Genomic DNA, 22,954 nt, shown 5'->3' on the forward strand with positions numbered 1-22,954 from the left:
TGTTTGAGACGTTTTGGCCCGGGTGGGATGCTGGGGAGGATGGCGCGGGGTCCGGGCCTCGGAACCGACCAGGCGAGGACATCGGCGATGCCGGTACACGATCCGATGGACGACGGGCAGTCCGCTGCCGGGGCCGCGATGGCCGCCGTGGGCACCGACGGCGTCGTCACCGGCTGGACGCCCGGTGCCGCGCGGCTGCTGGGGTACCGGCGGGACGAAGTGGTGGGGCAGCAGGCACGGACGCTGCTCGCCGGTCAGCTCCCCGGTTCGGCGCTGCGGAGCCTGAGGCACCAGGAGGAGTGGCGCGGATGGCTGCGGCTGCGCCACCGCCGGGGCCACGACGTGGGGGCGAAGGTCGAGGCGGCGCCGATGGGCGGCGGATGGGCGGTGCGGGCGGAGGAGCCCGGGACACCACTCGCGGAGTGGGCCCTGGACCAGATGCCCGCGGTCTTCGGGGTGTACGACCACGAGAAGCGGCTGATCGGCAGCAGCGCCGAGGGCCGCCGGGTGATGGGGGTCCCGGAGCAGGAGGTCATCGGGCTGCGGGTGGTCGAGTTCTCCCCCGGCCGCCGGTCGGAGAAGCTCGAGGAACTGATGGACCGGGTCATGGAGAGCGGCGAGCGGATGACCGCCGAGACATTCACCCAGGCCCCCGGCGAGAGCCGCGCCCACGCGTGGTCGGTCTACCTCTACCCCCTCAAGGACCCGGACGGGCAGGTGCGCGGCGTGTCCGTGGCGGCGCTCGACACGACGTCGCAGTACAAGGCGCGCAAGCGGCTGAGCCTGGTCAACACGACCAGCGTGCGGATCGGGACCACCCTCGACGTCGTACGGACGGCCGAGGAACTGACCGAGGTCGTGCTCGGGCAGTTCGCCGACTTCGCCAGCGTGGACCTGCTGGACGCCGTCCTCGACGAGGCGGCCGACGACGGCGGCCCGCGGGCGCCGGGCCCGGTCGTCCTGCGCCGGGCGGCCCAGAGTTCCGTCCTGGCCGGGGCGCCGGAGACCTCCGTGCGCCCTGGGGAGCCGGACCGCTATCCCGAGGAGTCGCCCATGGTGCGGGCGCTGGTCACCGGGAAGGCGTCGCACCTGTGGTTCGAGGACCAGGACGTCCAGGACTGGCTGCGCACGGACCCGCTGCACGCGCGTACCGCGCACGCCTTCGGCGTCCACTCGCTCATCGTGGTCCCCTTGCGCGCCCGCGGCACGACGCTGGGGATCGCCCAGTTCGTCCGGCACCGCACGCCCGACCCGTTCGACCCCGACGACCTGATCCTGGCGGAGGAGATCACCGCGCGGGCGGCACTGTCCATCGACAACGCGCTGCGCTACACCCGTGAGCGCAACACCGCCCTGACCCTCCAGCGCAGCATGCTGCCGCAGCGCACACCCCGGCAGGCCGCGGTCACCGTCGCCTCCCGCTACCTGCCGGCCGACGCGCGGGTGGGTGTCGGCGGCGACTGGTTCGACGTGATCCCGCTGTCCGGGACGCGCGTGGCGCTGGTGGTGGGCGACGTGGTCGGGTACGGCATCCAGGCGTCCGCCACCATGGGCCGGCTGCGGACGGCCGTACGCACCCTCGCCGATGTCGACATGCCGCCCGACGAACTCCTCACCCACCTGGACGACCTCGTCCTGCGGCTCAACCGCGAGGAGCACCCGGACGGGCCCGGCGAGCACGCCGAGCACGCCCAGCACGCCGATGCCGGGAACATCGGCGCCACCTGCGTCTACGCCGTGTACGACCCGATCACCCGGCACTGCACCGTCGCCCGCGCCGGGCACCCGGCACCCGTGGTCATGCGTCCGGACGGTGCCGTCGAGGTGCCCGAGGTCCGCGCCGGGCCGCCGCTGGGCCTCGGCGGTCTGCCCTTCGAGTCCACCGAACTCGATCTGCCCGACGGCAGCATGATCGCCCTGTTCACCGACGGGCTCATCGGCGCGGGCCGGCGCGACCGCGTGCCCGAGGCGGGCCTCGCCGCGGGCGCGGCACGGCTGGCAGCGGCGATCGCCGACGGCCCGTCGGGGTCCCTGGACGACATGTGCGACCACGTGATGCGCACCCTGCTGCCCGACACCCCCGCCGACGACGACGTCGCGCTGCTCCTCGCCCACGCCAACGGCCTCGACGCGTCCCGCGTGTCGACCTGGGACCTGCCGCCCGACCCGGCCATGGTGGCCCACGCGCGCAGGCTCACCACGGAACAGCTCGCGGCGTGGGGGCTGGAGGAGATGGCGTTCGTCACCGAACTGGTGGTGAGCGAGCTCGTCACCAACGCCATCCGCTACGCCCGCGCCCCCATCCAGCTACGGCTGATCAACGACACGAGCCTCATCTGCGAGGTCTCCGACGCCAGCAGCACCGCTCCCCATCTGCGCCGCGCCCGCGTCTACGACGAGGGCGGCCGCGGCCTGCTCCTGGTCGCGCAGCTCACGGAGCGGTGGGGCACCCGCCACACCCTGCGCGGCAAGACCATCTGGACGGAACAGCCGCTGCCGCCTCCCGCGTGACGGCGGTTCCCGCCGACGCACGACGGGCCTGCCGTCGCGGCCCTGGCTTTTCCCCCGCCCGCCCACCCGTGTGCCCTGTGAAGTCAGGGCGCCCCGACGCGCGTTGTGCGGGGGCCGGGTTCGGGGCCTCCGGGGCTGCCATTCTGGACAGCACATTTAGGTGCCTCAGGCGCTTTCCGCTGCGCACTCCGCGTCACGCACCCAAATATGCTCCAGTGTCCAGAACGCCACCCCTACGACCCCGCCCCCTCAGGTCTCGTCAAGCGCCTGATCCCCGGTGGGTGGTCTGAAGCGGCACCGTGCTCGGGCACCCGTAGACGCCGCGCTGTCCAAGGGCGCAGCCGTCGCCGCCTGCAGACACCCCACCGGCCGTCAGTCGCCCCAACGACCCCGGGAGGGGGTGCGCCGCGGGAGGAACGGGCCGGAGCCCAACGCCACAACCGCGGTCCGTGCCGCCCCGCATCCACGGCGCGAGCGGCCGCGGCCCGCACCGAACGGTAGGACCCTGCGCGGCAGAACCGCCCGGCCTGCCGCCGCACCGCGGATCGGCCCGCCGGCGCCACGGCCCGACCGGCCCGCCCTCACGGCCCATGCCACGCATACGGGCGCCGAAGGCGGAACCGGCTGGAGGACGCCGACCCCGGCAGGCTCGTGACCACGCGGACACTGCGGACCACGGCGGCCCATGCCGCCCCCGCGTCCACGACGAGAGCGGCCGCCGGCCTGCTCCCGGCCACCCGAACGGCACAACCACCTGGCCTGCCGCCGCCGTACGACGGATCAGCTCTCCGGTGCGACGGCCACCGCGACGGGCCGGTGGTCGCGGCGCAGGCCGCGGATGCGGGCGGCGAGGGCGGGGCGGGCCGGCGCGGTGCCGGGGCGGGAGAGGAGGAGGACGGCGACGCCCGGCAGGCTCGCGACGAGGGTGAGGACGCCGTAGACGACGGCGGTGGACAGGCCTTGGGCGGCGCCGAGGCCGGCCGCGCCGAAGGCGAGTGTGGAGACGGCCTCGCGGGGGCCCCAGCCGCCGATGTTGATCGGCAGGCCCATCACGAGCAGGGCCAGGGTGAGCGGCGGGACGAGCTGGACGACCGGGGCGGCCGACCCGGCGGCGCGGGCGGCGACGACGAAGAGGGCGACATGCCCGACGAGGCCCGCCGCGGAGAGCAGGACCACGCCCGGCCAGGTGGAGCGGGCCAGCAGGCCGCGGCGCAGGTCGGCGAGACCGCCCGCGAGGGCGCCGGCGCCCTTGCCGGCACGGCGGCGGCGCCGCAGCGCCCACGCCGTGAGCAGTCCGGCGACCGCGGCCGTGCCGAGGGCCGCCGCGGTGAGCGCCAGGGCGCCGCCGCCGGGGAGGAGTTCGCGTGTCATGTCGGCCAGCAGCGCGGGCCGGCTGAGCAGCACGGCCGCACCGAGCGCGAGGACGACGATCTGTCCCCCGGTACGTTCCAGGACGACCGCCCGCACCCCGCGGCCGACGTCGCCCTCGGTGCGCCCGTGCTGGACCGCCCGGTGGACGTCCCCGAGCACGCCCGCCGGGAGCACCGCGTTGAGCAGCAGGGCGCGGTAGTAGTCGGCGACGGCCCGCCCGATGCGCAGCCGCAGGCCGAGGCGGCGGGCCACAAGGCACCAGCGCCAGGCGCTGAAGACAGTGGTGAGCAGGCCGATGCCGAGCGCGGCGAGTACGGACACGCCGTTGACCATGCGCAACCCGTCGAGGAACGCGCTCGTGCCGAGCCGGGCCACCAGGGCCGCCAGGATGCCGGCGCCGAGGAGCAGCCGGAGCCAGGGCCATGCGCGCTTCAGGAGCGTCATCGCACGTCACCGCCCGGTGCCCCGGGGAGTACGAGCAGGTCGGTGTGGCCGATCTCGGCCCGCAGTCCGCCGGCCGCGCAGGTGTCGAGCCGGCGGCGGAGGTAGCCCTCGGCGCGGGCGCTGAGCCCGGGGCGCTGCTCGACGGCCGCGCCGACCCAGCCGCGCAGCCATTCCGCGGTGAGGGCGGACTCGTCCGGGCCGAGCCGCCAAGGGCTCGGGCCGCTGAGCACGGTGGCGCCGTGCCGTTCGAAGGCCTCGGTGGCGGCCGCGACGGCGTCGGGCCCGAGCAGGCTCCGGCCGTCGCTCTCGCGCCGCTGGTGCTCGTCGAAGGCCTCGGCGATCTCGTGGTCGAGGGGATCGGCGGGGTCGAGCGTCACACGGCCGACGACGGACAGGGTCAGCAGCGCGGGGCAGCCCGCCCCGGTGCAGGCGGCGGCGAGGGCGTCCACCTCGTCGGCGGTGAGCAGGTCGAGCAGGGCGGAAGCGGTGACGAGCGAGGTGCCGGCGAGGTCGGCGGCGCGCAGCCGGGTCAGGTCGCCCTCGTGGACCGCGGCGGTGACGGCGGCGCCTGCCGCGGTGGTCCGGCCGTCCAGGCTCGCCCGGGCGAGGGCGAGCAGCCTCGGGTCGCGGTCGTGGAGGATCCAGTGCTGGGGGCCGGGCAGCCGGTCGGCCAGCCAGCGGCCCAGCGACCCGGTGCCGCAGCCGAGGTCGCGCACGACGAGCGTGCCGTCCGGGGGCGGCGCGGCGGCCAGCCGGTCCAGCAGCGGCGGGATGAGCGCGGCCGAACGCGCGGCGGCGTCGGCGCCCTCGCGCAGCGACAGCCACTGCGGGCTGAAGGCGGGCGCCTCGGCCGCGCCCGCCGTTGTCCCGGACCTGTCCGTCATGACCCCTCCCGCACCATCTTCCGGAGCACCGCGTCCATGCGCCGCGATGTCTCCTCCCAGCCCCGCAGGGTGTCGCGCCGGTCCCGTGCCGACGTCCGCAGGCGGCGCCGCAGCGCGTCCTCGGCGAACCAGCGGCGCAGTCCAGCGGCCAGCGCCGCCCGGTCGCCGGGGGGCACGAGGATGCCGGGGAGGCTGCCGTCGGGGGCCTGCCCGAGCGCGTCCGGCACACCGCCGACGTCCGAGGCGAGCACGGGGATGCCGCGCATCAGTGCCTCGGTCACGACCATCCCGAACGTCTCGGCGCGGGACGGCAGGACCAGCAGGTCGGCGGCGGCATACGCGCCGGCCAGGTCCTGGCCGGTGAGCGGGCCGGTGAGCCGGACCCGGCCGGTGAGGCCGGTGGCCGCGAGGAGCTCGCGCATCAGCTCGGTGTAGGCGCCGTCGCGATCGAGGGGCCCCACGAGTTCGCAGCTCCACGGCAGGTCGGCGAGGTCCGCCAGCGCCTCGATGAGCACGTCCTGCCCCTTGCGGGGCGTGACGGACGCGACGCACAGCAGATGTGACGACCCGTCGGTGCCCGGCGCGAGGGGCGCCGCGTCCGTGCCCGGGGGCACGACGTGCACGCGGCTCGCGGGCAGTTCGTGGTGCTGCACGAGCCGCCGTCCGGCCCAGGGGCTGGTGGCGACCACCGCGCCCACTCCGTGCAGGGTCTCCCGTTCCCGGGAGTCGAGTTCGGCGGCGACCTCGGGCGGCAGTCCCGTCTCGTCGGCGAGCGGCAGATGGACCAGGACCGCCAGCCGCAGCCGGCCCGACTGCGGGACGACGATGTCGGGCACGCCGCAGGCCACCAGGCCGTCGAGGAGGACGCAGGCGCCGTCGGGCACGGCCGCGAGCGACCGGGCCAGGCGTTCGCGGGCGGCGTCGTCGGGCCGCGGCCAGTCCCCCGTCACGGCGATCTCGTGGACGGTGCGCCCGCCCGCCGCCAGTGACTGGTTCAGCCGCCGGTCGTAGACGTTGCCGCCGCTCGGCACGGCCGTGTCGTCCACGTCGCCCGGCAGGACGACGTGGACGGTGCGCACGTCCGGTGCGACGGCGCCCGCGGCGCTCACAGGGTCCGCTCGTAGCTCGCCCAGGCGACGTGGGACTCGTGCAGGGAGACGCCGATGCCGGTGAGTCCGCGCGCGCCCTCGCCGAGGGCGCCCTCGGCCACCCGGTCGGCGAGCCGGTCGGCGATGTACCGGGCCAGGAACTCCGTCGAGGTGTTGATTCCGGCGAACTCCGGCTCGTCGTCCAGGTTGCGGTAGTTGAGGAAGGCGACCACCTTGCCGAGCTCCTGGGTGGCAAGGCCGATGTCGACGACGATGTTGTCGTCGTCGAGCTCGGGACGGCGGAAGGTCGCGTCCACCAGGAACGTCGCGCCGTGCAGTCGCTGCGCGGGTCCGAAGACCTCGCCGCGGAAGCTGTGGGCGATCATGATGTGGTCGCGAACGGTGATACTGAACACGGTGGAACCTTCCAGGGCTGAGCTATGCCGGTCGGTAGTCAATACGGTGGCAGAGCACGGATCGTTCACCGCCGGCGACACGGTTCATCACCTCGGGCAGCTGGTCGAACGGGCTCTGTCCGGTGATCAGTGTGTCGAAGGCGGGATCGGCCAGCAGACGCAGGGCCACCGCCATCCGGTCGGCGTAGCCGCGGTGCGTGCGGCGGTTGGGCGACACCGTGCCGACCTGGCTGCTGCGGACGACCAGGCGGCGGGAGTGGAAGGCCTCGCCGAGCGGCAGTGAGACCCGCCGGTCGCCGTACCAGCTCATCTCCAGCAAGGTGCCCTCCGGCTCCAGCAGTTCCAGGCCGCGGGCGAGCCCGGCCTCGGTGGCGCTGGCGTGGACGACGAGGTCGCAGCCCCCCTCGGCCTCGCCGGGCAGGGCGAATCCGACGCCGAGGGCCGCGGCCACCGCGGCCCGCGCCGGGTCGACGTCGACGAGCTGGACCCGCGCCCCGGGAATGCCGGCGGCGACCGCGGCGACGCTGCACCCGACCATGCCGGCGCCGATGACCGCGATCCGGTCGCCGACCAGGGGCGCGGCGTCCCACAGGGCGTTCACGGCGGTCTCGACCGTGCCGGCGAGGACGGCCCGCGCGGCGGGCACGTCGTCGGGCACAGGGGTGACCGCCGCGGCCGGGACGACATAACGGGTCTGGTGCGGGTACAGGCAGAAGACGGTGCGGTCCAGCAGCTCCCGCGGCCCGTGCTCCACCACGCCGACGTTCAGGTAGCCGTACTTCACCGGGCTCGGGAAGTCGCCCTCCTGGAAGGGCGCCCGCATGATCGTGTACTGGCTCTCCGGCACACCGCCGCGGAAGACCAGGGTCTCCGTGCCGCGGCTGATCCCGGAGTGGAGCGTGCGCACGACCACGTCGTCCGGTCCCGGCTCCGGCAGGGTCGCTGCGCGGATCTCGCCCTCGCCTGGTGTGCGAAGCCAGAAGGCCCGTGCCGAACGCTCCATGGGTTTTCTCCGTATCCCTCCACGACAGATGAGGCCGTACCGTACGCGGCGCTCCCGCGAATCCCGTAACCGGGGGAACAAAGATGACCGTGATGACCGTGGGAACCCGGCTCGACAAGGGGTCGGCGGGACGGGAACAAGCCGTCGCCGCGCTGGCCCAGTTCGGGCTGCTCGTCGCGCTGTGGGCCTCGGTGGGCCTGCGCGAGGCGGGCTGGATCGCGGGGACCGCCTACGGTGCCGCCGTGTGGGCGGTGCTTGCGGGCGCGCTCCGCCGTTCGGGGGTCACCGCGCTGGGTCCGGCCGACCGGGTGACCCTGGGGCGGGCGGTGCTGGTCGGCGGGGTCACGGCGCTGGCGGTGGTGGGCGCGGCCCACGGCCCGGTCTTCACCCTCGTGGCGTCGGTGGCGCTGGTGCTGGACGCGGTCGACGGCAAGGTCGCCCGGCGCACCGGGACCTGCTCGCGGCTGGGCGCCCGCTTCGACATGGAGGTCGACGCCTTCCTCATCATGGTGCTCAGCGTGCAGCTGGCCATGGTGCAGGGGCCGTGGGTGCTGGCGATCGGCGCCATGCGGTACGCGTTCGTCGCGGCGTCATGGGTGCTGCCCTGGCTGAACGCGCCGCTCCCGCCGAGCTTCGCCCGCAAGACGGTGGCGGCGTGCCAGGGGATCGCGCTCGTCGCGGCCTGCTCGGGGATCCTCCCGGGGGCGGCCGCCGCCGGGGTGGCCGCGCTCGCGCTGGGCGCGCTGGTGTGGTCCTTCGGCCGCGACATCGCCTGGCTGTGGCGGACCCGGCCGGTCGCGGCGCCCGGAGGCGGCCACGAGGCGCTTCCGGCGCCGGTGGCGCCGGTGGCATCGGGCGCCGGTCAGTCGTCCTGGCGCGGGTGATAGCGCAGCAGCACGACGTCCCCGATCTGCCGGGTCTCCGCGAGGCGCATGCGGTGGCCCGGCCCCTGGGGGAAGTCGGCCGGCTGGACCAGGCGCGGCGCGTCGGCCTGGCCCACGAAGAACGGGGCGTACACGAGCTGCAGCTCGTCGACGAGCCCGGCCGACAGGAAGAGCGTGTGGACCACGCCCCCGCCCTCGACCATCAGGCGCTCGATCCCGCGCCCGGCAAGGTCCTCCAGCACCTCGTGGACGTCCAAGGGGTCGCCCGCGCCGACCACCGTGGCCAGCCCGTCCAGCCGCTCGCCCAGCGCGGGCGCGACGCCGGTGGTGGTGTAGACGAGCTTGGCGCAGTCGCCGGTCGTGAAGAACCGCGCTTCCGGGTCCAGTTTGCCGCTCTCGGTCAGCGTGACCTTGACCGGCGTCGCCGGCCGGCCCGCCCGCAGCCGCTCGTCCTGCCGCTCCGGGCACACCAGCAGCCGGGGATCGTCCGAACGGATGGTGTTGGCCCCCACCAGGATGGCGTCCACCCCGGCCCGGACCTGGTCGATGCGGTCGAAGTCCTCGTCGTTGGAGAGCAGGAGGCGGGTCGTGCTCGTGTCGTCCAGGCACCCGTCCAACGAGGAGGCGACCGACAGCAGTACATACGGGCGCGATCTCATGTCGCCAATGATCCCCTCCCAGGTCCGCGCGGGCGATGGAACGTTCGTAAGCTTGCACGATTCGAGGCGGAGAGGTATGGGGGCGTCGCAGGTCAGCGCCCCGGCCGGGCAGACCCGGCCGCGTCCGGGCTCTCACGCCTGCGACCGCCGGCCCGTGCCGGGCGCGCTGGTTCTCCGCGCCAGGCTCTGCGAGGCAGCGACGCGGCACGCAGGCGGCCGTGACGGCCGCCGACCCGCGTCCAGGGCGAGCACTCACGACGGCGCAACCCGCGGCCGGAACCGGGCACGCCGGGCGACGTTACGGTGCCGACTGCTGCGGCGCGGCACGGTTCGCAGTCCGCCGTCCCGACCGCCAACGGCCCGGCAACGGGAAGACCGCCGGCACGGGGCCGAGGCCATGGTCGGCGGTGCCGGAACAGGTCGACGCCCCGGCACTCCTGCGGCCGCAGGAGCCGTGGCGACGGGGAGCGCGCGCCTTCGACAGCCACCACGCGGAACGCTGCCTGGTAAGCCTGGTGGTCGGGGGGATCGAGGGCACGCAGGTCAGTGCGGCTTTGCGGAGTCCCCAGCTCAGCCAGTCATCGCGACCGCGGTGCCTCGTCGTTGACCGTGGCCGGCCGCGCAATGTGGCACGGCTGTGGCACGCGCGGTAGCCGTCTCGACGTGCCGGCAGGGCTGCCTGGATAGGCTGCCGTGGTGCTTGATCACGTGCCTGAGGAGCTGCTTGCTGTTGCCGCTGCCGTGCTGCCCGGAGCGGATCTTCGCGCTGCGGCTTTCGCGAGTGGTGGCTCTCACCACGTGGTGCTGCTTCCCGGTGTCGCCGTCGTGCGCATCGCCAAGAACTCCACCGCGATCGCTGCGCTGCCGCGGCGTACGGATCTTCTGCGCCGTCTCACGAAGGTGGACTTGCCGTTCGCGGTACCGGTCCCACTGTCCGAGGTGGTGCAGGAGGAGGGGCATACCGCCGTCGCACTGTCGTGGCTGGAGGGAAGCCCCTGCCAGCGGGGGGAGGGGGGAGAGCCTAGGGAGCTCGCCCGCCTGCTGGACGCGCTGCGGCAGGTGGACTGCCACGACCTGGACGGTCTGCTGGGGGTGCCGCACGAATACGCTGGAGGTGAGCGGTGGGCCGAGATCATGGAGCAGGACGTGATACCCCGGCTACCCCGCACCTGGCAGCCCGAGGCACGTCGGCGCGTCCACGCGGCAATGGATCTACCCGCCACCGCGGCGTCGCTCGTCCACGGTGACCTGGCAGGCGCCAACCTGCACTGGAGCGGGGACGGCCGCCTGCTCGGCGTACTGGACTGGGACCTGGCCCAACCTTTCGACCCCGCCATCGATGCCGCCTGTCTGGCCTGGCACGGCTGGGACAAGGTCGGGGCCGCTGTCGACGGGCGGACGCTGCAGCGCGCATGGACCTGGTATCTCACCTTCGGCCTGGAGCAAGTCTCCTTCGCCCTACTCAACGGCGAGCCGGACGACGTCGTTGCGGAGCGGTGTGCCGCTGCCGCGGCATGGCTGGCCCGCACGGCCCAGCTGAAGCCACCCATGGCCTGACCGACTGCAGGCATACGGGTGGAGCGGTGAGAACGGCCTTGTAAGGACAGAGCTGCCAGCCCAAGCCCCCGGCGGTACGTGCCGGGCACGCCGGTTGGGGTGGTTCTCCGCGTCGGCCGCGGGGAGGCGGCTACCTGTTCGGGCACGGCCGCTGGGCCGAGTCCCCAGCGTCCGCTCACAGCGGAGCCACCAACAGCCCAGCCGGGCACCCCCGCTCGGTCACGGTGCCGGGCGCGGCGGCGCGGCATGGATCGCGGTCCGCTTCCCCGGGCCACCGGGAACCCTGCGGTGGGAAGACCGCCGTCCCGGAGCGGGACATCGCGCCGGCGCGGCAGCCAGGCCCCGGCGGTGGCAAGGGCCTGGCACCGCAGCGTCGTTCCCGACCCGCCCCCCGCAGGGGCAGGACTCACCCCTTGACGGCGTCGAGCACGTCGAGCGCGAGGGTGTCGTCCGCGTCGTGGGAGAAGGAGACGCTGACGCGGGTGTACAGGCCGCCGAAGCGCTCGCGCACCGCCCGGCCCACTGCCCGCGGTTCGCCGTGGAGGGCGAAGGCGTCCAGGACGCCGTCGTCCACCAGGCGTCCCATCTCCTGCCAGCGGCCGCGCAGGGACAGCCGGTGCAACTCCCGGTGGAGCTCGTCCCAGCCGTGCAGTTCGAGGACGGGGAGGTAGGCGGGCGTGGAGGCGTAGAACGCGATCCGCTCACGTGTGGCGGTCAGGGCGGCGGCGTACTCCTCCTCGGTGCGGCCGGTGGCGACCAGCACGGTCCCGGCGACGTCGAAGGGCAGCGCGGCCCGTCCTGCCGACTCCCGGGCGGCGTGCACGGCCGGGAGGCTCACCCGGCGCAGGTACTCCGGGGAGGTCAGGGGATGGCAGATCAGCCCGTCGGCCACCTCGCCCGCGACGGCCGTCATGCGCGGGCCGACGGCGGCCAGCCACACCGGCGGCGGCCCGGACGGCAGCGGTCCCGGGTCGAACATCGGGGTCATGAGGGTGTGGGTGTAGAAGTCGCCGCGGAAGGCGAGCCGGCCGCCGGTCTGCCAGCTGTGCCAGACGGCGCGCAGCGCCTGGGTGAACTCCCGCATCCGGGCGGCCGGTTGCGACCACGGCATGCTGTAGCGGCGGGTGATGTGCGGTTTGACCTGCGAGCCGAGTCCGACGACGGCCCGGCCGCCGGACAGCCGCTGGACGTCCCATGCGGCCGTCGCCACCGTCATCGGGCCGCGGGCGAAGGCGATGGCGACCCCGGTGGCCAGTGCGATCCGCCGGGTGATGCCGGCGGCGACGGCCAGTTGCAGGAAGGCGTCGTGCTTGAGCTCGTTCACCAGGAGGCCGTCGGCGCCGCGCGCCTCGGCCAGTTCCGCCGCGGCGGCGGCCCGCTCGATCGGTCCGGTGAAGGTGACGTCGGTCTTCAAGGGTGCGGTGGTCACGCGGCGGGGCTCCGGTCGGGCTGACGGCGGTTCGGGGGCAAGGGGCCGTGGCCGGTTCAGGACCCGGCGGGGTCCTGCGACTCCAGGAGCGCGGGCGGCGCGGCCTGCCGCCAGGAGTCCAGCAGGATGTCCCGCAGTTCGTCCAGATCCTCCAGCGCGGCCAGCCGTACCCGCACCCAGTGCGAGCCGGCCTCGTGCGGCGGGACCCAGAACTTCTCCGGCTCCGCCGCGATCAGCTCCTCCCGCTCGTGCATCGGGCAGCGCACGGCGAACGAGGTCTCGTCGTCCGGGACCGTCACGAACATCTTCCCCGCGACCCGGAACGTGGGCATGCTCCAGGCCTCCTTCTCCGCCGTCTCCGGCAGCGAGAGGGCGATACGGCGGACGTCTTGGGAGTCGGGCATGCACCTACGTTAGACACCGCCACTGACACCGACGCCCCGGGCACGCGAAAGGCCGCTCCCCCGTCACGAGGGGAACGGCCTTGCGCTGCGCCGTCGCCGGTTGACCGGCCCGGGCGGGCCGACCGACGGCCGGCGGAGACCGGTCAGTCGATGAGTTTCTCCACGACATCCTCCAGAGCGTCGCCGCCGATCTCCTCGGCGAGCTCTTCCACCACGCCCTCGACGACTTCCTCGAGGATCTCCCCGACCATGTCGTTCATCCGCTGGCACCTACCCGATCGTCGTGTCGTACGTGTACCGGTGACCCCACGGCGGAACCCGAAGGGGAGAAGCGGCTACCGCGCCGCGAACTTCGCGAGGATGCCCTGCATCTCGTAGACGTTGACACCCCGGGTGAAGCTCTTCTCGATCGGCTCGTGGCTGCCGGAGATCCAGATCTTGAGGTCGGCGTCCAGGTCGAAGGGGCCCGCGGTCTCGACCGAGAAGCGCGTGATGCTCCTGTAGAGCACGGAGAGGTACTCCACCTTCTTGCCGGTCACCCCCTCCTTGTCCACGAAGATCAGCCGGCGGTCGGTGAAGAGGATGCTGTCGCGCACCAGCTCGAACGCGGCGTGCAGCTGCTCGTCCTCCCCCAGCAGTCGCGCGAACTCCTCCTGCGCCGCCGTCACATCGACCGCGTGCGCGTTTCCGAACATCGCCATAACAGACCTTCCACAGCAGCAAGTTGACCGGAGATCATCACCTTATCGGAGCGCTGCGGGGCCGAACTCCACGCTCAGGCGTCGCGGAGCGGCTTCAGCGCGCTCCCCCAGGCGACGACCTCGTCGAAGACCGTGTTCAGGGCGGCCACGTGCTGGTCCGTGGGATTGAAGACGGTCCAGTTCTCGAAATCCGTCCGGGTGTTGATGAAAACGCCCTCACGCGTGGTGGCCACCTTGAGCTCGCCCAGTACCAGACGGAGGCTCTCGGCGGCCCGGGCGCCGCCCACCACGCCGCCGTAACTGACAATTCCGGCGGCCTTGTTGTGCCACTCGTGGAAGAGATAGTCGAGGGCGTTCTTCAGCGCACCCGGCACCGAGCGGTTGTATTCGGCCGCGATGAAGACGAAGGCGTCGTACCCGGCGATCGCGGCAGCCCAGTCCTTCGTGTGCTGGTGGGTGACCTGCTGCAATATGGGCGGCAGGGGCTCGTCCAGGAGGGGGAGCCGGTACGCGTCGACATCCACGAGTCCGAACTCCGCGTCCGTCCTCTTCTCGGCATGCTCCATGACCCACGAGGCGATGGAGGCCCCCAGACGCCCGGGGCGCGTGCTGCCGAGTATTACGCCGATCTTCATTACTGCATTCCCACCTGTCGATTGATGCGAGCACTTCACGGGGCGCGCCGCGGAATCCAGAAGCCTGAATCCGGCCCGGTCCGCCCCGAGAGCGACCGTATGCAAGGTCCCGGGTGCCGACTTGTCCGGCAGTGCCACGCGGAGCCGCATCCTTGTCCGCCTGTGCCACACCCGCCGAGGGATACTCGTCGTACAACCCGAACGTGCTCGCGGCGCTCGACGCCGCCGCTGGAGGAACCCTTGCCCCATCGATTCGACCTGCGGTCGTTCGCTCCGGGTGATCGCGCGGACGCCATACGTGAACAGTCGCAATCGCTGAACGGCCGCATCGAGGTGGGTCTTCCGCCGGACCCCGCGCAGCTCAGGGCCGTCGCCGTGACGACGGCGCTGCGCTCGGTCGAGGTGGCCGACATCAGCTGGAACCTGACCGGCCTGCGGCGCTCGCCCGGCCCGCTGAGCGACGACGTCGAGCCGCAGGTGTTCCTGGCGATCCAGGAATCAGGGGTGTCGCGGGTCACCCAAGGGGGCCGGGAGGCGGAACTGCGACCGGGCGGGCTCGTCCTGCTGGAGACCGCGAAGTCGTACTCCATCTCCTTCCACGGCTCGATCCGCACCGCCGCGGTACGCATCCCGACCCGGACGCTCGGACTCCCCTCCACGCTGCTCGACCGGAGCACCGCCGTGCTGCTCCGCCCCGACCTGCCGGTCGTGGACGCGGTGACGGCGTTCTTCGCCCGGCTGGTCCGCGGGCAGGAGGCCCTGGGAGCCGGCGAGGCCGACCTGCTGGCACAGCCCTCCGTCGAACTCGTCCGGGCCCTGGTCACAACGGGCCTCGGGCGCGAGGACCTGGCCAGGGAGCCGTTGCACCTCACGCTCCCGCAGCGCGTTCTGGCGTACGCACGTCTCCATCTGGCCGAGCACGACCTGAGTGCCGCGCGCATCGCCGCCGCGCACCACGTCTCGGTGCGCCACCTCTACCTCACGCTGTCCCGGGCCGGCATCCCGCTCGGCGAGTGGATCAAGACCGAGCGGCTGGAGGAGTGCAAGCGGGAGCTCGCCGCCCCGGCGAGCCGGTACGTGACGATCGAGGCGATCGCCCACCGCTGGGGGTTCGGGACCGCGGCCCACTTCAGCCGCGCCTTCCGGGCGGCGTACGGGATGAGCCCGAGCGAGTGGCGGCGCAGGGCGAACGAAATCCCGGACCCGCGCTGACGCCCCGCGGGGCTCCCGCGCCCCAACCACCCGCTGCCGGGGCGGAGTCCGGCTGCACCGGGCGAACGCGGTCCCCGCGCACGCAAAAGGGCCCGCGGAACTGGAAAAAGTCCAGTCCAGCGAGCCCTTCCACACCGTCGGGACGACAGGATTTGAACCTGCGACCCCTTGACCCCCAGTCAAGTGCGCTACCAAGCTGCGCCACGTCCCGGTGCCGGATCCCCCGGGATTTCCCGGGCTGACCGCGCACGAGAACAATACCGCACGTCGACCGGTGCTCGCTCGCAGGTATCGCCCGGCCCGCCGCGCGCCCCCGGCGCGGGTGCCGGCCCCCGTGGGGAGATGAGTAGCCGTACTCATGTGGCGGGCGTCACACGGGGCCGACACTGCTGCCATGGCGAATCCGATAAGACAGCAGACGACGGCGGCCTACTCCGCGCAGGCCGCGCTCTCGTTCGCCCTCGCCCTGACGGCGATGGTGGTGGGCATCGCCTACCTGCCCGTGGGCCCCTGGGTGCGGGGCTTCCTGGCGGTGGGACTGCTCTATGTGGTGACCTCGGCGTTCACCCTGGCCAAGGTCGTACGGGACCGGCAGGACGAGGGCCAGGTCACCAGCAGGGTGGACCAGGCACGGCTGGACAAGCTGCTGGCCGAGCACGATCCGTTCAAGGTCGACGGTCTGTGACCGCGGCACCGGCCTCCTGGCCCGCGGGCGCGTCACCGAGCAGGTAGCGGGCGCCCGCGCCGCCGGAGGCCGCGGTGTCGCCGGGGTTGTACAGACCGCATTTGCGCAGCGACAGGCAGCCGCAGCCGATGCAGCTGGTGAGGCGGCGCTTGAGGCGCTCCAGCTCGGCGATCTGCTCGTCGATGCGGCGGGTCCAGGTCCGGGCGACGCGGTTCCACTCGGTGGCACTGGGCGCGCGGTCCGCGGGCAGCCGGTCCAGGGCGCCGCGCGCCTCGTCCAGGGAGAGGCCGACGCGCTGCGCGGCACGGATGAAGGCGACACGGCGCAGCGTGGACCGCGGGTAGCGGCGTCGGCCGCCGGCGGTGCGTTCGGAGCGGATGAGGCCGATCTCCTCGTAGTAGCGCAGGCACGAGGCGGCCAGGCCGCTGCGGGCGGCGAGCTCGCCGATGGCGATGCGGTCCTGGGGGGTGGGACGGACCGGGTCCGGGGACTGCGGTACATGCGGGCTCATGTCCTCCGAGCCTACGCTTGACCTCAAGTCGGCTTGAAGTTGCACGCTCGATTCATGACCCCGACAAGCATCACCCCCGCGTACGGCTACCGGGACCTGCAGCGCCTGATGTCGCTGATGACGGGCGACGAGAAGCACGGCCCGGCCGCCACCTCCACGCTCGACGTGCTCTGGGTGCTCTACGACCGCGTGCTGCGCGTGCGCCGGGACACCGCGGACGACGAGGACCGCGACCGCTTCCTGCTGTCCAAGGGCCACGGCCCGATGGCGTACTACGCCGTGCTCGCGGCCAAGGGCTTCATCCCGGAGGAGTGGCTGCCCTCCTTCGGCTCCTGGGACTCGCGGCTCGGCCACCACCCGGACCGGACGCTGGTGCCCGGTGTGGAGATCGGCTCCGGATCCCTCGGGCACGGACTGGCGCTCGCGGTGGGCAGCGCCCTGGGGCTGCGGGCCCAGGGGCTGACCTGCGCCAAGGTGTGGGCGCTGGTCGGCGACGCCGAGATGGACGAGGGCAGCAACCACGAGGCGATCGCCTTCGCCGGCGCGATCGGCCTGGAGTCCCTGCACGTCGTGGCGATCGACAACTCCTCCGCCACGTACGGCTGGAGGGGCGGACTCGCCTCGCGCTTCGCCGCCGAGGGCTGGTTCGCGGAGACCGTGGACGGCCGCGACCACGAGGCGCTGTACGAGGCGTTCACCGCGCCGCACCCGGGTGTGCCGCGCGCGGTCGTGGCACGCGTCGAGTCCAAGTACTGACCGCCGTCCCCACGTCACCGAAGACCGCACGTCACCGAAGACCACGGACCGAGGAGTCTCCCCACGATGGACACCATGCGCGAGCGCTTCACCGCCGTCGCCACCGCCCTGCTCGACGAGGACCCGCGGCTGGCCGTGGTGCTGGCCGTCATCTCCGGCGACCGCTTCACGGACGCGGCCCGGGCCCATCCCGACCGCGTGATCGACGTCGGCATCCGCGAGCAGTTGCTCGTCGGGGCGGCGGGCGGGCTGGCCCTGACCGGGCTGCGGCCCATCGTCCACACCTTCGGCAGCTTCCTGGTGGAGCGGCCGTTCGAGCAGGTCAAGCTGGACCTGGTGCACCAGGAGGTGGGAGCGGTCCTGGTCAGTTCCGGCGCCTCCTACGACATCGCGGCCGGCGGGCGTACCCACCAGTCGCCCGGCGACGTGGCGCTGCTCGACACCCTCCCGGGGTGGACCGTCCACGTCCCCGGCCACCCCGACGAGGCCGAGGCGCTGGTCCGGCACGCGGCCGGCGATGGGGACCGCCGGGTCTACGTCCGGCTCAGCGAGCAGTCCAACCGCGCCCCGCTGCCGGTCTCACCGGGGCGGTTCCGCACCGTCCGGGACGGCCGCTGCGGAGTCGTGGTGGCCGTGGGTCCGCTGCTGGACGCGACGCTGGAGGCGGTGGCCGGACTCGACGTCACCGTGCTGTACGCCTCGACGGTGCGGCCCTTCGACGCGGCCCGGCTGCGCGCCGCCGCCGGGGCCGCGGAGCGGGCGGACGTCGTCCTGGTCGAGCCGTATCTGACCGGCACCTCGGCGCCGTTCGCCAACGACGCGCTGATGGATCTGCCGCACCGCGTCCTGGCGCTGGGCACCGCCAGGGAGGAACTGCGCCGCTACGGCACCTCGCGCGAGCACGCGCGGGCGCACGGCCTGGACGCGGCGGGCCTGCGCCGCCGCATCGGGTCCTTCCTCTCGGCGGCGCGGGCGGGCGCCGCGACGGCCGGGGTGCGCTGAGCGGCCCCCGGCGGGATCAGGTCCAGGGCAGGGCGGATCGCTCCCGCCAGTAGAGCGGGGCCGGTTCGGCGAGGGCGGTGAGCCGGGCGAGGCGTTCCGCGCTCAGGTGGAGGCCGGCGGCGGCCGCGTTGGCCTCCACCTGGGCGGTGGTGGCGGCGCCGGACAGGACGACGCCGGCCCAGGGGCGGTGCAGGATCGCGGCGAGGGCGACGGCGTCGGGGGCGGCGCCCGTCGCGGCGGCGATCTCGGCGAGGACCGAGCCGGGCGCGGCCTGCGCGAGACGGCCGTTCGCCATGCCCTCCTTGACGATGACGGCCATCCCCGCGGCGTGGGCCTCGGCGAGGGCGGCCCCCGCGGAGGGTTCGAGGAGGTTGTACGTCGCCTGGACGGCGGTGAACAGGCGCTGCCCGTCGACCGTCACCCCCATGGCGGCGCGGATGGCCTCCGCCTGCAGCGCGCCGCTGGTCGAGAAGCCGACGGCGACGCCCTCGGCGGCGAGGGCGGCCAGGCGCGCGTGCAGGGCGCGGTCGGTGAGCGCCGGGCTGTCCGGGGTGACGGAGTGGATCTGGTAGAGGGCGAGCCGGTCGCCGAGCAGGGCCCGGCTCTCGCCGATCTGCCGGTCGTAGGTGGCCGCAGTGTGGTCCTTGACCTCGTGCACCTTCGCGTCGGCGCGCCAGTCGGCGGTGTAGGTGTAGCCCCACTTGCTGCCGATCACGACGTCGGTGGCCCCGGGCCGGGCGGCCAGCCACCCGGCGAGGAACTCCTCCGCGCGGCCGTAGGAGCGGGCCGCGTCGAAGTAGCGCATCCCGGCGGCGTACGCGGTGTCGAGCACGTGGTGGGCCCGGTCGCGCATCGCGTCGACGGTGCGGTCGGCGGGCAGGTCGGCGTCCCGGTGCAGGTTGATGTAGCCGGGACGGCCGACGGCGGCGAGTCCGAGTCCGAGGCGGGGCAGGGGGGCGGCGGCGAGGCGGTCGAAGGGCACGGTCGCCACCGTACTCCCGGTGGAGTACGGCGATCCGGTGCCTGAGACGGACGTCGCGGGTGATCACCGGAATGCATAGTGGGAGGCACCGGAACTCCGCCGGCGCACGTGCCCTTCCCACCCGAGGATCACCGCATGCGATTGGCCCTGCCCAGGCCCCTGCGTACCCGGCGGCGTCTCGCCGCCGGGGTGGCCGCGCTCGCCCTGCTGGCCGGCGGCGGGGCGGTGACCCTGGCCGCGGCGGACGGTCCGGCGGCCGTCCACCGCCAGGACCGGGTGTTCTCCGTACCGGAGTCCCCCGGCAGCAGCCGTACGGTGCGGATCGACGCGTCGTACTTCACCTCCGGGAGCAGCGCGCCGCGGCCCGCCGTGCTCCTCGCGCACGGCTTCGGCGGCAGCAAGGCCGACGTCCGGCCGCAGGCCGAGGACCTGGCCCGGCACGGCTACGCGGTGCTGACCTGGTCGGCGCGCGGCTTCGGCCGGTCGGGCGGCCGGATCGGGCTCAACTCCCCGGACGCGGAGGTAGCCGACGTCTCGCGGCTGATCGACTGGCTGGGCAAGCGGCCCGAGGTGCTGCGCGACGGTCCCGACGACCCGCGGGTCGGCGTCACCGGCGCCTCGTACGGCGGTGCGATCTCGCTGCTCGCCGCCGGCCACGACCGGCGGGTCGACGCGATCGCGCCCGCCATCACCTGGTGGAACCTGTCCGACGCCCTGTTCCCGGGCGGCGTGTTCAAGAAGCTGTGGGCCGGGATCTTCTTCTCCACGGGCGCGGACGGGGCGTCCTGCGGCTTCACGGCCCAACTGTGCGCGATGTACGACCGTTCGGCGGTCTCGGGGCGCGAGGACGACGCGACCCGGCAGCTGCTGGAGCGCTCCAGCCCCTCGTCGGTGGCCGCGCGCATCAAGGTGCCCACCCTGGTAGTCCAGGGCCAGAACGACTCGCTCTTCCCGCTCGACCAGGGCGACGCCATCGCCCGCGCGGTCGAGGCGGGCGGCGCGCCGGTCGCCGTCGACTGGTTCTCCGGCGGACACGACGGCGGCGACCAGGAGACCGACCGGGTGCAGGGCCGGATCACGGCCTGGTTCGACCGCTACCTGAAGAAGGACAAGGGCGCCGACACCGGCCCCGCCTTCCGCGTCACCCGTGCCGGGGGCGTCGACACCACCGATGGCCGGGCGATCAAGCGCGGCGCCGACGCGCCCGCCTATCCCGGGCTCGGCGGTACGCAAACCCGCGAGATCGCCCTGACCGGCGGCGCCCAGCCGGTGGCCAACCCGGCCGGCGGCAACCCGCCCGCCATCTCGGCGGTGCCCGGTGTCGGCGCGCTGTCGCAGCTCTCCGACCTCGGCCAGGGGCTGTCCCTGTCGCTGGACTTCCCCGGCCAGCGCGCCGCGTTCGACTCCGCGCCGCTGCGCTCCCCGCTGCGGTTGACGGGCGCGGCGCACGTCCGGGTGGACGTGCGCACCGACGCCCCGGACGGCGCGGTGCTCTTCGCGAAGCTGTACGACGTTTCGCCGGGCGGATCGGAGTCGCTGCCGCACCAGCTGGTCGCGCCGCTGCGCGCGGACGGGAAGGGCACCGTGCCGGTGACGCTGCCCGCCGTGGACCACGAGTTCGCCGCGGGGCACCGGCTGCGGCTCGTCCTGTCCAGCACCGACCTCGGGTACTCCTCCCCCGCCCTGCCCGCCACCTACCGCGTGTCGCTGCCCGCGGGCGCGGCGCTGACCGTGCCCGTGGACCCTGCGCTGACCACCGACCAGGGCGCGCTGCCCGCGTGGGTGTGGGTGCTGCCCCTGGCGGCGGCCGCGCTGGCCGCGGCGCTGCTGCTGACCGGGCGGCGGCGGGCGGGCACCGTGCGGCAGGCCCCCGAACCCGCGCTCGCGGACGTGCCGTTGGAGATCTCCGGGCTGTCCAAGCGGTACAAGGGCGCGGCCGACCGCTACGCGGTGCGCGAGCTGTCGTTCCGGGTGGAGCGCGGCCAGGTGCTGGGCCTGCTCGGCCCCAACGGCGCCGGCAAGACCACGACGATGCGCATGATGATGGGCCTGATCCGGCCCGACGAGGGCGGCATCCGCGTCTTCGGGCAGGCGGTCCGGCCCGGCGCGCCCGTCCTGTCGCGGGTCGGCGCGTTCGTGGAGGGCGCGGGCTTCCTGCCGCACCTGACCGGGCGGGCCAACCTGGAGCTGTACTGGCGGGCCACCGGCCGCCCGGCCGCCGACGCCCACGTGGAGGAGGCGCTGGAGATCGCCGGCCTGGGCGAGGCCCTGGAGCGCGCCGTGCGGACGTACTCGCAGGGCATGCGGCAGCGGCTCGCCATCGCGCAGGCCATGCTGGGCCTGCCCGACCTGCTGATCCTCGACGAACCGACCAACGGCCTGGACCCGCCGCAGATCCGCGAGATGCGCGATGTCGTACGGCGCTACGCGGCCGCCGGGCGCACCGTCATCGTCTCCAGCCACCTGCTGTCGGAGGTCGAGCAGAGCTGCACGCACCTCGTCGTGATGGACAAGGGACGGCTGATCGCGGCCGGCCCGGTCGGCGAGATCTCCGGCGGCGGGGAGGCGCTGCTCGTCGGCGCCCCCGGGATGCCGGACGACGCGCGCGAGGCCGTCGCCGCAAAGCTGGCGGCGCTGCCGGGGATCGCGGCGGCCGAGTCCGTGGAGGACGGGCTGCTGGTGCGGCCCGGCACGATGACGGTGCCCGAGCTGCTGACCGAACTGCTGCGGCTGGATGTGCCGGTGGAGCGGGTCGGGCCGCACCGGCGCCTGGAGGACGCGTTCCTGACCCTGATCGGAGAGTCCGCATGACCGGCCCCTTGGAGACCGTGGACGCCACGAGCACGGAGGCCCCTGCGGAGGTCGCGCCGGGGTACCGGCCGGGCCGCACCCTGCCCTTCCGGGTCGAGGCGGTGCGGCAGCTCCTGCGGCGGCGCACCCTCGTCGCGCTGGCCGTCGTCCTGGGCCTGCCCGTCGTCGTGTGGGCCGCGTTCGCCATCGGCGGCACGCCCAGCGGCCGGGACTCGGTGCCGACGATGATCGACGTGGCCACGGCCTCCGGCGTCAACTTCGCGCTGGCGGTGCTCTTCGTCTCGTCCGGCTTCCTGGTGACGATCCCCGTCGCGCTCTTCTTCGGGGACACCATCGCCTCCGAGGCGAGCTGGTCCTCGCTGCGCTACCTGCTGGCGGCGCCCGTGCCCCGGGCCCGGCTGCTCACCAGCAAGCTGCTGGTCTCGCTGGTCTTCAGCGCGGTCGCGGTGCTCGCCCTGCCGGCGGTCTCCCTGGGGGTGGGCACCCTCGCCTACGGCTGGCACGACATGGAGCTCACCTCGGCCGGCTCGCTGCCGCCGGGCACCGCGGCCGGACGGCTGGCGATCGCGGCACTGTACGTCTTCGGCTGCCAACTGGCCGTCGCCGGCTTCGCCTTCTGGCTGTCGACGGTCACCGACGCCCCGCTGGGAGCGGTCGGCGGGGCGGTCGGGGTCGCGATCCTGTCGAACATCCTGGACGCCATCACGGCCCTGGGCTCGCTGCGCAGCGTCCTGCCGACGCACTGGCAGTACGCCTGGTTCGACGCCCTGCAGCCCAAGCTGGAATGGGCCGGGATGATCAAGGGCATCTCAGTGTCGGTGTCGTTCGCGGTGGTCTTCTTCGCCCTGGCCTACCGGGGCTTCCGGGGCAAGGACGTCGTGTCCTGAGCGTCCGGGGCACGCGGCCGGGGGGGGGGGCCCGACCGGGCGCCCCCCCCCCCCCCCGGGGTCAGCAACCCGAACCCCACGCGCCCACAGGAGCCCGGCCCGGCGCGGGAGCCCGGCGGGTG

Annotated in this window: 21 protein-coding genes and 1 tRNA gene; 9 read left to right on the forward strand and 13 right to left on the reverse strand. The window is 74.0% G+C overall.

All coding sequences use genetic code 11. The features are described from left to right. Positions 1–87: 87 nt before the first annotated feature. Positions 88–2,511 carry a SpoIIE family protein phosphatase gene (locus ACIP9H_RS23015; protein WP_401590593.1) on the forward strand — a complete coding sequence of 808 codons (2,424 nt, stop codon included), beginning with the start codon at positions 88–90 and terminating at the stop codon, positions 2,509–2,511. 780 nt (positions 2,512–3,291) lie between these two features. Here ACIP9H_RS23015 and ACIP9H_RS23020 read toward each other — a convergent pair. Genes ACIP9H_RS23020 through ACIP9H_RS23040 form a run of 5 tightly spaced genes read right to left on the reverse strand, consistent with a single transcriptional unit; the run spans position 3,292 to position 7,717 of the window. Next, positions 3,292–4,326: a lysylphosphatidylglycerol synthase transmembrane domain-containing protein gene (locus ACIP9H_RS23020; RefSeq protein ID WP_401960477.1), complete on the reverse strand. Its 1,035-nt coding sequence runs from the start codon at positions 4,324–4,326 to the stop codon at positions 3,292–3,294. Next, positions 4,323–5,210 carry a methyltransferase domain-containing protein gene (locus ACIP9H_RS23025; RefSeq protein ID WP_401960480.1) on the reverse strand — a complete coding sequence of 296 codons (888 nt, stop codon included), beginning with the start codon at positions 5,208–5,210 and terminating at the stop codon, positions 4,323–4,325. Before ACIP9H_RS23025 ends, ACIP9H_RS23020 begins: the two co-directional genes overlap by 4 nt. Then, a complete protein-coding gene (locus ACIP9H_RS23030) occupies positions 5,207–6,319 on the reverse strand; it encodes a glycosyltransferase family 4 protein (RefSeq protein WP_401960482.1) in 1,113 nt (370 codons plus the stop codon). The genes ACIP9H_RS23025 and ACIP9H_RS23030 overlap by 4 nt, the downstream gene beginning before the upstream one ends. After that, positions 6,316–6,714 carry a 6-pyruvoyl trahydropterin synthase family protein gene (locus tag ACIP9H_RS23035; protein ID WP_401590604.1) on the reverse strand — a complete coding sequence of 133 codons (399 nt, stop codon included), beginning with the start codon at positions 6,712–6,714 and terminating at the stop codon, positions 6,316–6,318. Before ACIP9H_RS23035 ends, ACIP9H_RS23030 begins: the two co-directional genes overlap by 4 nt. A 22-nt stretch (positions 6,715–6,736) precedes the next feature. Next, positions 6,737–7,717, reverse strand: coding sequence for a zinc-binding alcohol dehydrogenase (locus ACIP9H_RS23040; protein ID WP_401960485.1), 981 nt, complete (start codon positions 7,715–7,717; stop codon positions 6,737–6,739). A 92-nt stretch (positions 7,718–7,809) separates the two neighbouring features. On the opposite strand from ACIP9H_RS23040, the gene ACIP9H_RS23045 reads away from it, so the two are divergent. Further along, complete coding sequence (locus ACIP9H_RS23045) at positions 7,810–8,601, forward strand: CDP-alcohol phosphatidyltransferase family protein (protein ID WP_401960487.1); 792 nt, start codon at positions 7,810–7,812, stop codon at positions 8,599–8,601. Here the strand turns inward: ACIP9H_RS23045 and ACIP9H_RS23050 are convergent. Then, on the reverse strand, positions 8,580–9,260 hold the full coding sequence (locus ACIP9H_RS23050; RefSeq protein ID WP_401590612.1) for a RibD family protein: 681 nt from the start codon (positions 9,258–9,260) through the stop codon (positions 8,580–8,582). The two genes, ACIP9H_RS23045 and ACIP9H_RS23050, sit on opposite strands and share 22 nt — an antisense overlap. 696 nt (positions 9,261–9,956) lie before the next feature. Here ACIP9H_RS23050 and ACIP9H_RS23055 point away from each other — a divergent pair. Next, complete coding sequence (locus ACIP9H_RS23055) at positions 9,957–10,817, forward strand: aminoglycoside phosphotransferase family protein (RefSeq protein ID WP_401590615.1); 861 nt, start codon at positions 9,957–9,959, stop codon at positions 10,815–10,817. Positions 10,818–11,223: 406 nt separating this feature from the next. Here ACIP9H_RS23055 and ACIP9H_RS23060 read toward each other — a convergent pair whose 3' ends face one another. From ACIP9H_RS23060 to ACIP9H_RS23075, 4 genes are all read right to left on the reverse strand, one after another. Next, a complete protein-coding gene (locus ACIP9H_RS23060; RefSeq protein ID WP_401960490.1) occupies positions 11,224–12,246 on the reverse strand; it encodes a TIGR03617 family F420-dependent LLM class oxidoreductase in 1,023 nt (340 codons plus the stop codon). Between the two features lie 56 nt (positions 12,247–12,302). After that, positions 12,303–12,650 carry an MmcQ/YjbR family DNA-binding protein gene (locus ACIP9H_RS23065; RefSeq protein ID WP_401585601.1) on the reverse strand — a complete coding sequence of 116 codons (348 nt, stop codon included), beginning with the start codon at positions 12,648–12,650 and terminating at the stop codon, positions 12,303–12,305. Between the two features lie 335 nt (positions 12,651–12,985). Continuing rightward, positions 12,986–13,351 (reverse strand): PH domain-containing protein, encoded by a 366-nt coding sequence (locus ACIP9H_RS23070; protein WP_401585599.1) that lies wholly within the window; start codon positions 13,349–13,351, stop codon positions 12,986–12,988. A gap of 74 nt (positions 13,352–13,425) precedes the next feature. Further along, positions 13,426–13,986, reverse strand: a complete 561-nt coding sequence (locus tag ACIP9H_RS23075; RefSeq protein ID WP_401585596.1) for an NADPH-dependent FMN reductase — start codon at positions 13,984–13,986, stop codon at positions 13,426–13,428. Between the two features lie 240 nt (positions 13,987–14,226). Between ACIP9H_RS23075 and ACIP9H_RS23080 the strand changes: the two genes are divergently transcribed. Further along, positions 14,227–15,198 (forward strand): helix-turn-helix domain-containing protein, encoded by a 972-nt coding sequence (locus ACIP9H_RS23080; protein WP_401960493.1) that lies wholly within the window; start codon positions 14,227–14,229, stop codon positions 15,196–15,198. A 137-nt stretch (positions 15,199–15,335) separates the two neighbouring features. On the opposite strand, the gene ACIP9H_RS23085 is transcribed toward ACIP9H_RS23080, so the two are convergent. Beyond that, positions 15,336–15,409: transfer RNA gene (locus ACIP9H_RS23085), tRNA-Pro, on the reverse strand. A 183-nt stretch (positions 15,410–15,592) separates the two neighbouring features. On the opposite strand from ACIP9H_RS23085, the gene ACIP9H_RS23090 reads away from it, so the two are divergent. Further along, entirely contained in the window at positions 15,593–15,883 is a 291-nt protein-coding gene (locus ACIP9H_RS23090; protein ID WP_401960496.1) for a YiaA/YiaB family inner membrane protein, read from the forward strand. On the opposite strand, the gene soxR is transcribed toward ACIP9H_RS23090, so the two are convergent. Further along, positions 15,864–16,394 carry a redox-sensitive transcriptional activator SoxR gene (gene soxR, locus ACIP9H_RS23095; protein ID WP_401585588.1) on the reverse strand — a complete coding sequence of 177 codons (531 nt, stop codon included), beginning with the start codon at positions 16,392–16,394 and terminating at the stop codon, positions 15,864–15,866. The two genes, ACIP9H_RS23090 and soxR, sit on opposite strands and share 20 nt — an antisense overlap. 54 nt (positions 16,395–16,448) lie before the next feature. Between soxR and ACIP9H_RS23100 the strand changes: the two genes are divergently transcribed. Together ACIP9H_RS23100 and ACIP9H_RS23105 are read left to right on the forward strand one after the other, a co-directional pair. Continuing rightward, entirely contained in the window at positions 16,449–17,150 is a 702-nt protein-coding gene (locus ACIP9H_RS23100; RefSeq protein ID WP_401585585.1) for a transketolase, read from the forward strand. A 66-nt stretch (positions 17,151–17,216) separates the two neighbouring features. Next, positions 17,217–18,152, forward strand: a complete 936-nt coding sequence (locus ACIP9H_RS23105) for a transketolase family protein (RefSeq protein ID WP_401960499.1) — start codon at positions 17,217–17,219, stop codon at positions 18,150–18,152. Between the two features lie 16 nt (positions 18,153–18,168). Here ACIP9H_RS23105 and ACIP9H_RS23110 read toward each other — a convergent pair whose 3' ends face one another. Further along, positions 18,169–19,134, reverse strand: coding sequence for an aldo/keto reductase (locus ACIP9H_RS23110; RefSeq protein WP_401960502.1), 966 nt, complete (start codon positions 19,132–19,134; stop codon positions 18,169–18,171). 135 nt (positions 19,135–19,269) lie between these two features. Here ACIP9H_RS23110 and ACIP9H_RS23115 point away from each other — a divergent pair, with 135 nt between their 5' ends. Continuing rightward, positions 19,270–21,945: an alpha/beta fold hydrolase gene (locus ACIP9H_RS23115; protein ID WP_401960505.1), complete on the forward strand. Its 2,676-nt coding sequence runs from the start codon at positions 19,270–19,272 to the stop codon at positions 21,943–21,945. Beyond that, complete coding sequence (locus ACIP9H_RS23120) at positions 21,942–22,832, forward strand: ABC transporter permease (RefSeq protein WP_401960508.1); 891 nt, start codon at positions 21,942–21,944, stop codon at positions 22,830–22,832. Before ACIP9H_RS23115 ends, ACIP9H_RS23120 begins: the two co-directional genes overlap by 4 nt. The last annotated feature ends 122 nt before the right edge of the window (positions 22,833–22,954 follow it).

This window comes from Streptomyces sp. NPDC088732, from assembly GCF_044751205.1.
Classification (GTDB): domain Bacteria; phylum Actinomycetota; class Actinomycetes; order Streptomycetales; family Streptomycetaceae; genus Actinacidiphila.

What these genes read in the sequence shown, in the direction of transcription:
- ACIP9H_RS23015 (WP_401590593.1), top strand. Translation starts at nt 88, where the DNA reads ATGCCGGTACACGATCCGATGGACGACGGGCAGTCCGCTGCCGGGGCC.
- ACIP9H_RS23020 (WP_401960477.1), bottom strand. Translation starts at nt 4,326, where the DNA reads ATGACGCTCCTGAAGCGCGCATGGCCCTGGCTCCGGCTGCTCCTCGGC.
- ACIP9H_RS23025 (WP_401960480.1), bottom strand. Translation starts at nt 5,210, where the DNA reads ATGACGGACAGGTCCGGGACAACGGCGGGCGCGGCCGAGGCGCCCGCC.
- ACIP9H_RS23040 (WP_401960485.1), bottom strand. Translation starts at nt 7,717, where the DNA reads ATGGAGCGTTCGGCACGGGCCTTCTGGCTTCGCACACCAGGCGAGGGC.
- ACIP9H_RS23045 (WP_401960487.1), top strand. Translation starts at nt 7,810, where the DNA reads ATGACCGTGGGAACCCGGCTCGACAAGGGGTCGGCGGGACGGGAACAA.
- ACIP9H_RS23050 (WP_401590612.1), bottom strand. Translation starts at nt 9,260, where the DNA reads ATGAGATCGCGCCCGTATGTACTGCTGTCGGTCGCCTCCTCGTTGGAC.
- ACIP9H_RS23065 (WP_401585601.1), bottom strand. Translation starts at nt 12,650, where the DNA reads ATGCCCGACTCCCAAGACGTCCGCCGTATCGCCCTCTCGCTGCCGGAG.
- ACIP9H_RS23070 (WP_401585599.1), bottom strand. Translation starts at nt 13,351, where the DNA reads ATGGCGATGTTCGGAAACGCGCACGCGGTCGATGTGACGGCGGCGCAG.
- ACIP9H_RS23075 (WP_401585596.1), bottom strand. Translation starts at nt 13,986, where the DNA reads ATGAAGATCGGCGTAATACTCGGCAGCACGCGCCCCGGGCGTCTGGGG.
- ACIP9H_RS23090 (WP_401960496.1), top strand. Translation starts at nt 15,593, where the DNA reads ATGGCGAATCCGATAAGACAGCAGACGACGGCGGCCTACTCCGCGCAG.
- soxR (WP_401585588.1), bottom strand. Translation starts at nt 16,394, where the DNA reads ATGAGCCCGCATGTACCGCAGTCCCCGGACCCGGTCCGTCCCACCCCC.
- ACIP9H_RS23100 (WP_401585585.1), top strand. Translation starts at nt 16,449, where the DNA reads ATGACCCCGACAAGCATCACCCCCGCGTACGGCTACCGGGACCTGCAG.
- ACIP9H_RS23105 (WP_401960499.1), top strand. Translation starts at nt 17,217, where the DNA reads ATGGACACCATGCGCGAGCGCTTCACCGCCGTCGCCACCGCCCTGCTC.
- ACIP9H_RS23115 (WP_401960505.1), top strand. Translation starts at nt 19,270, where the DNA reads ATGCGATTGGCCCTGCCCAGGCCCCTGCGTACCCGGCGGCGTCTCGCC.
- ACIP9H_RS23120 (WP_401960508.1), top strand. Translation starts at nt 21,942, where the DNA reads ATGACCGGCCCCTTGGAGACCGTGGACGCCACGAGCACGGAGGCCCCT.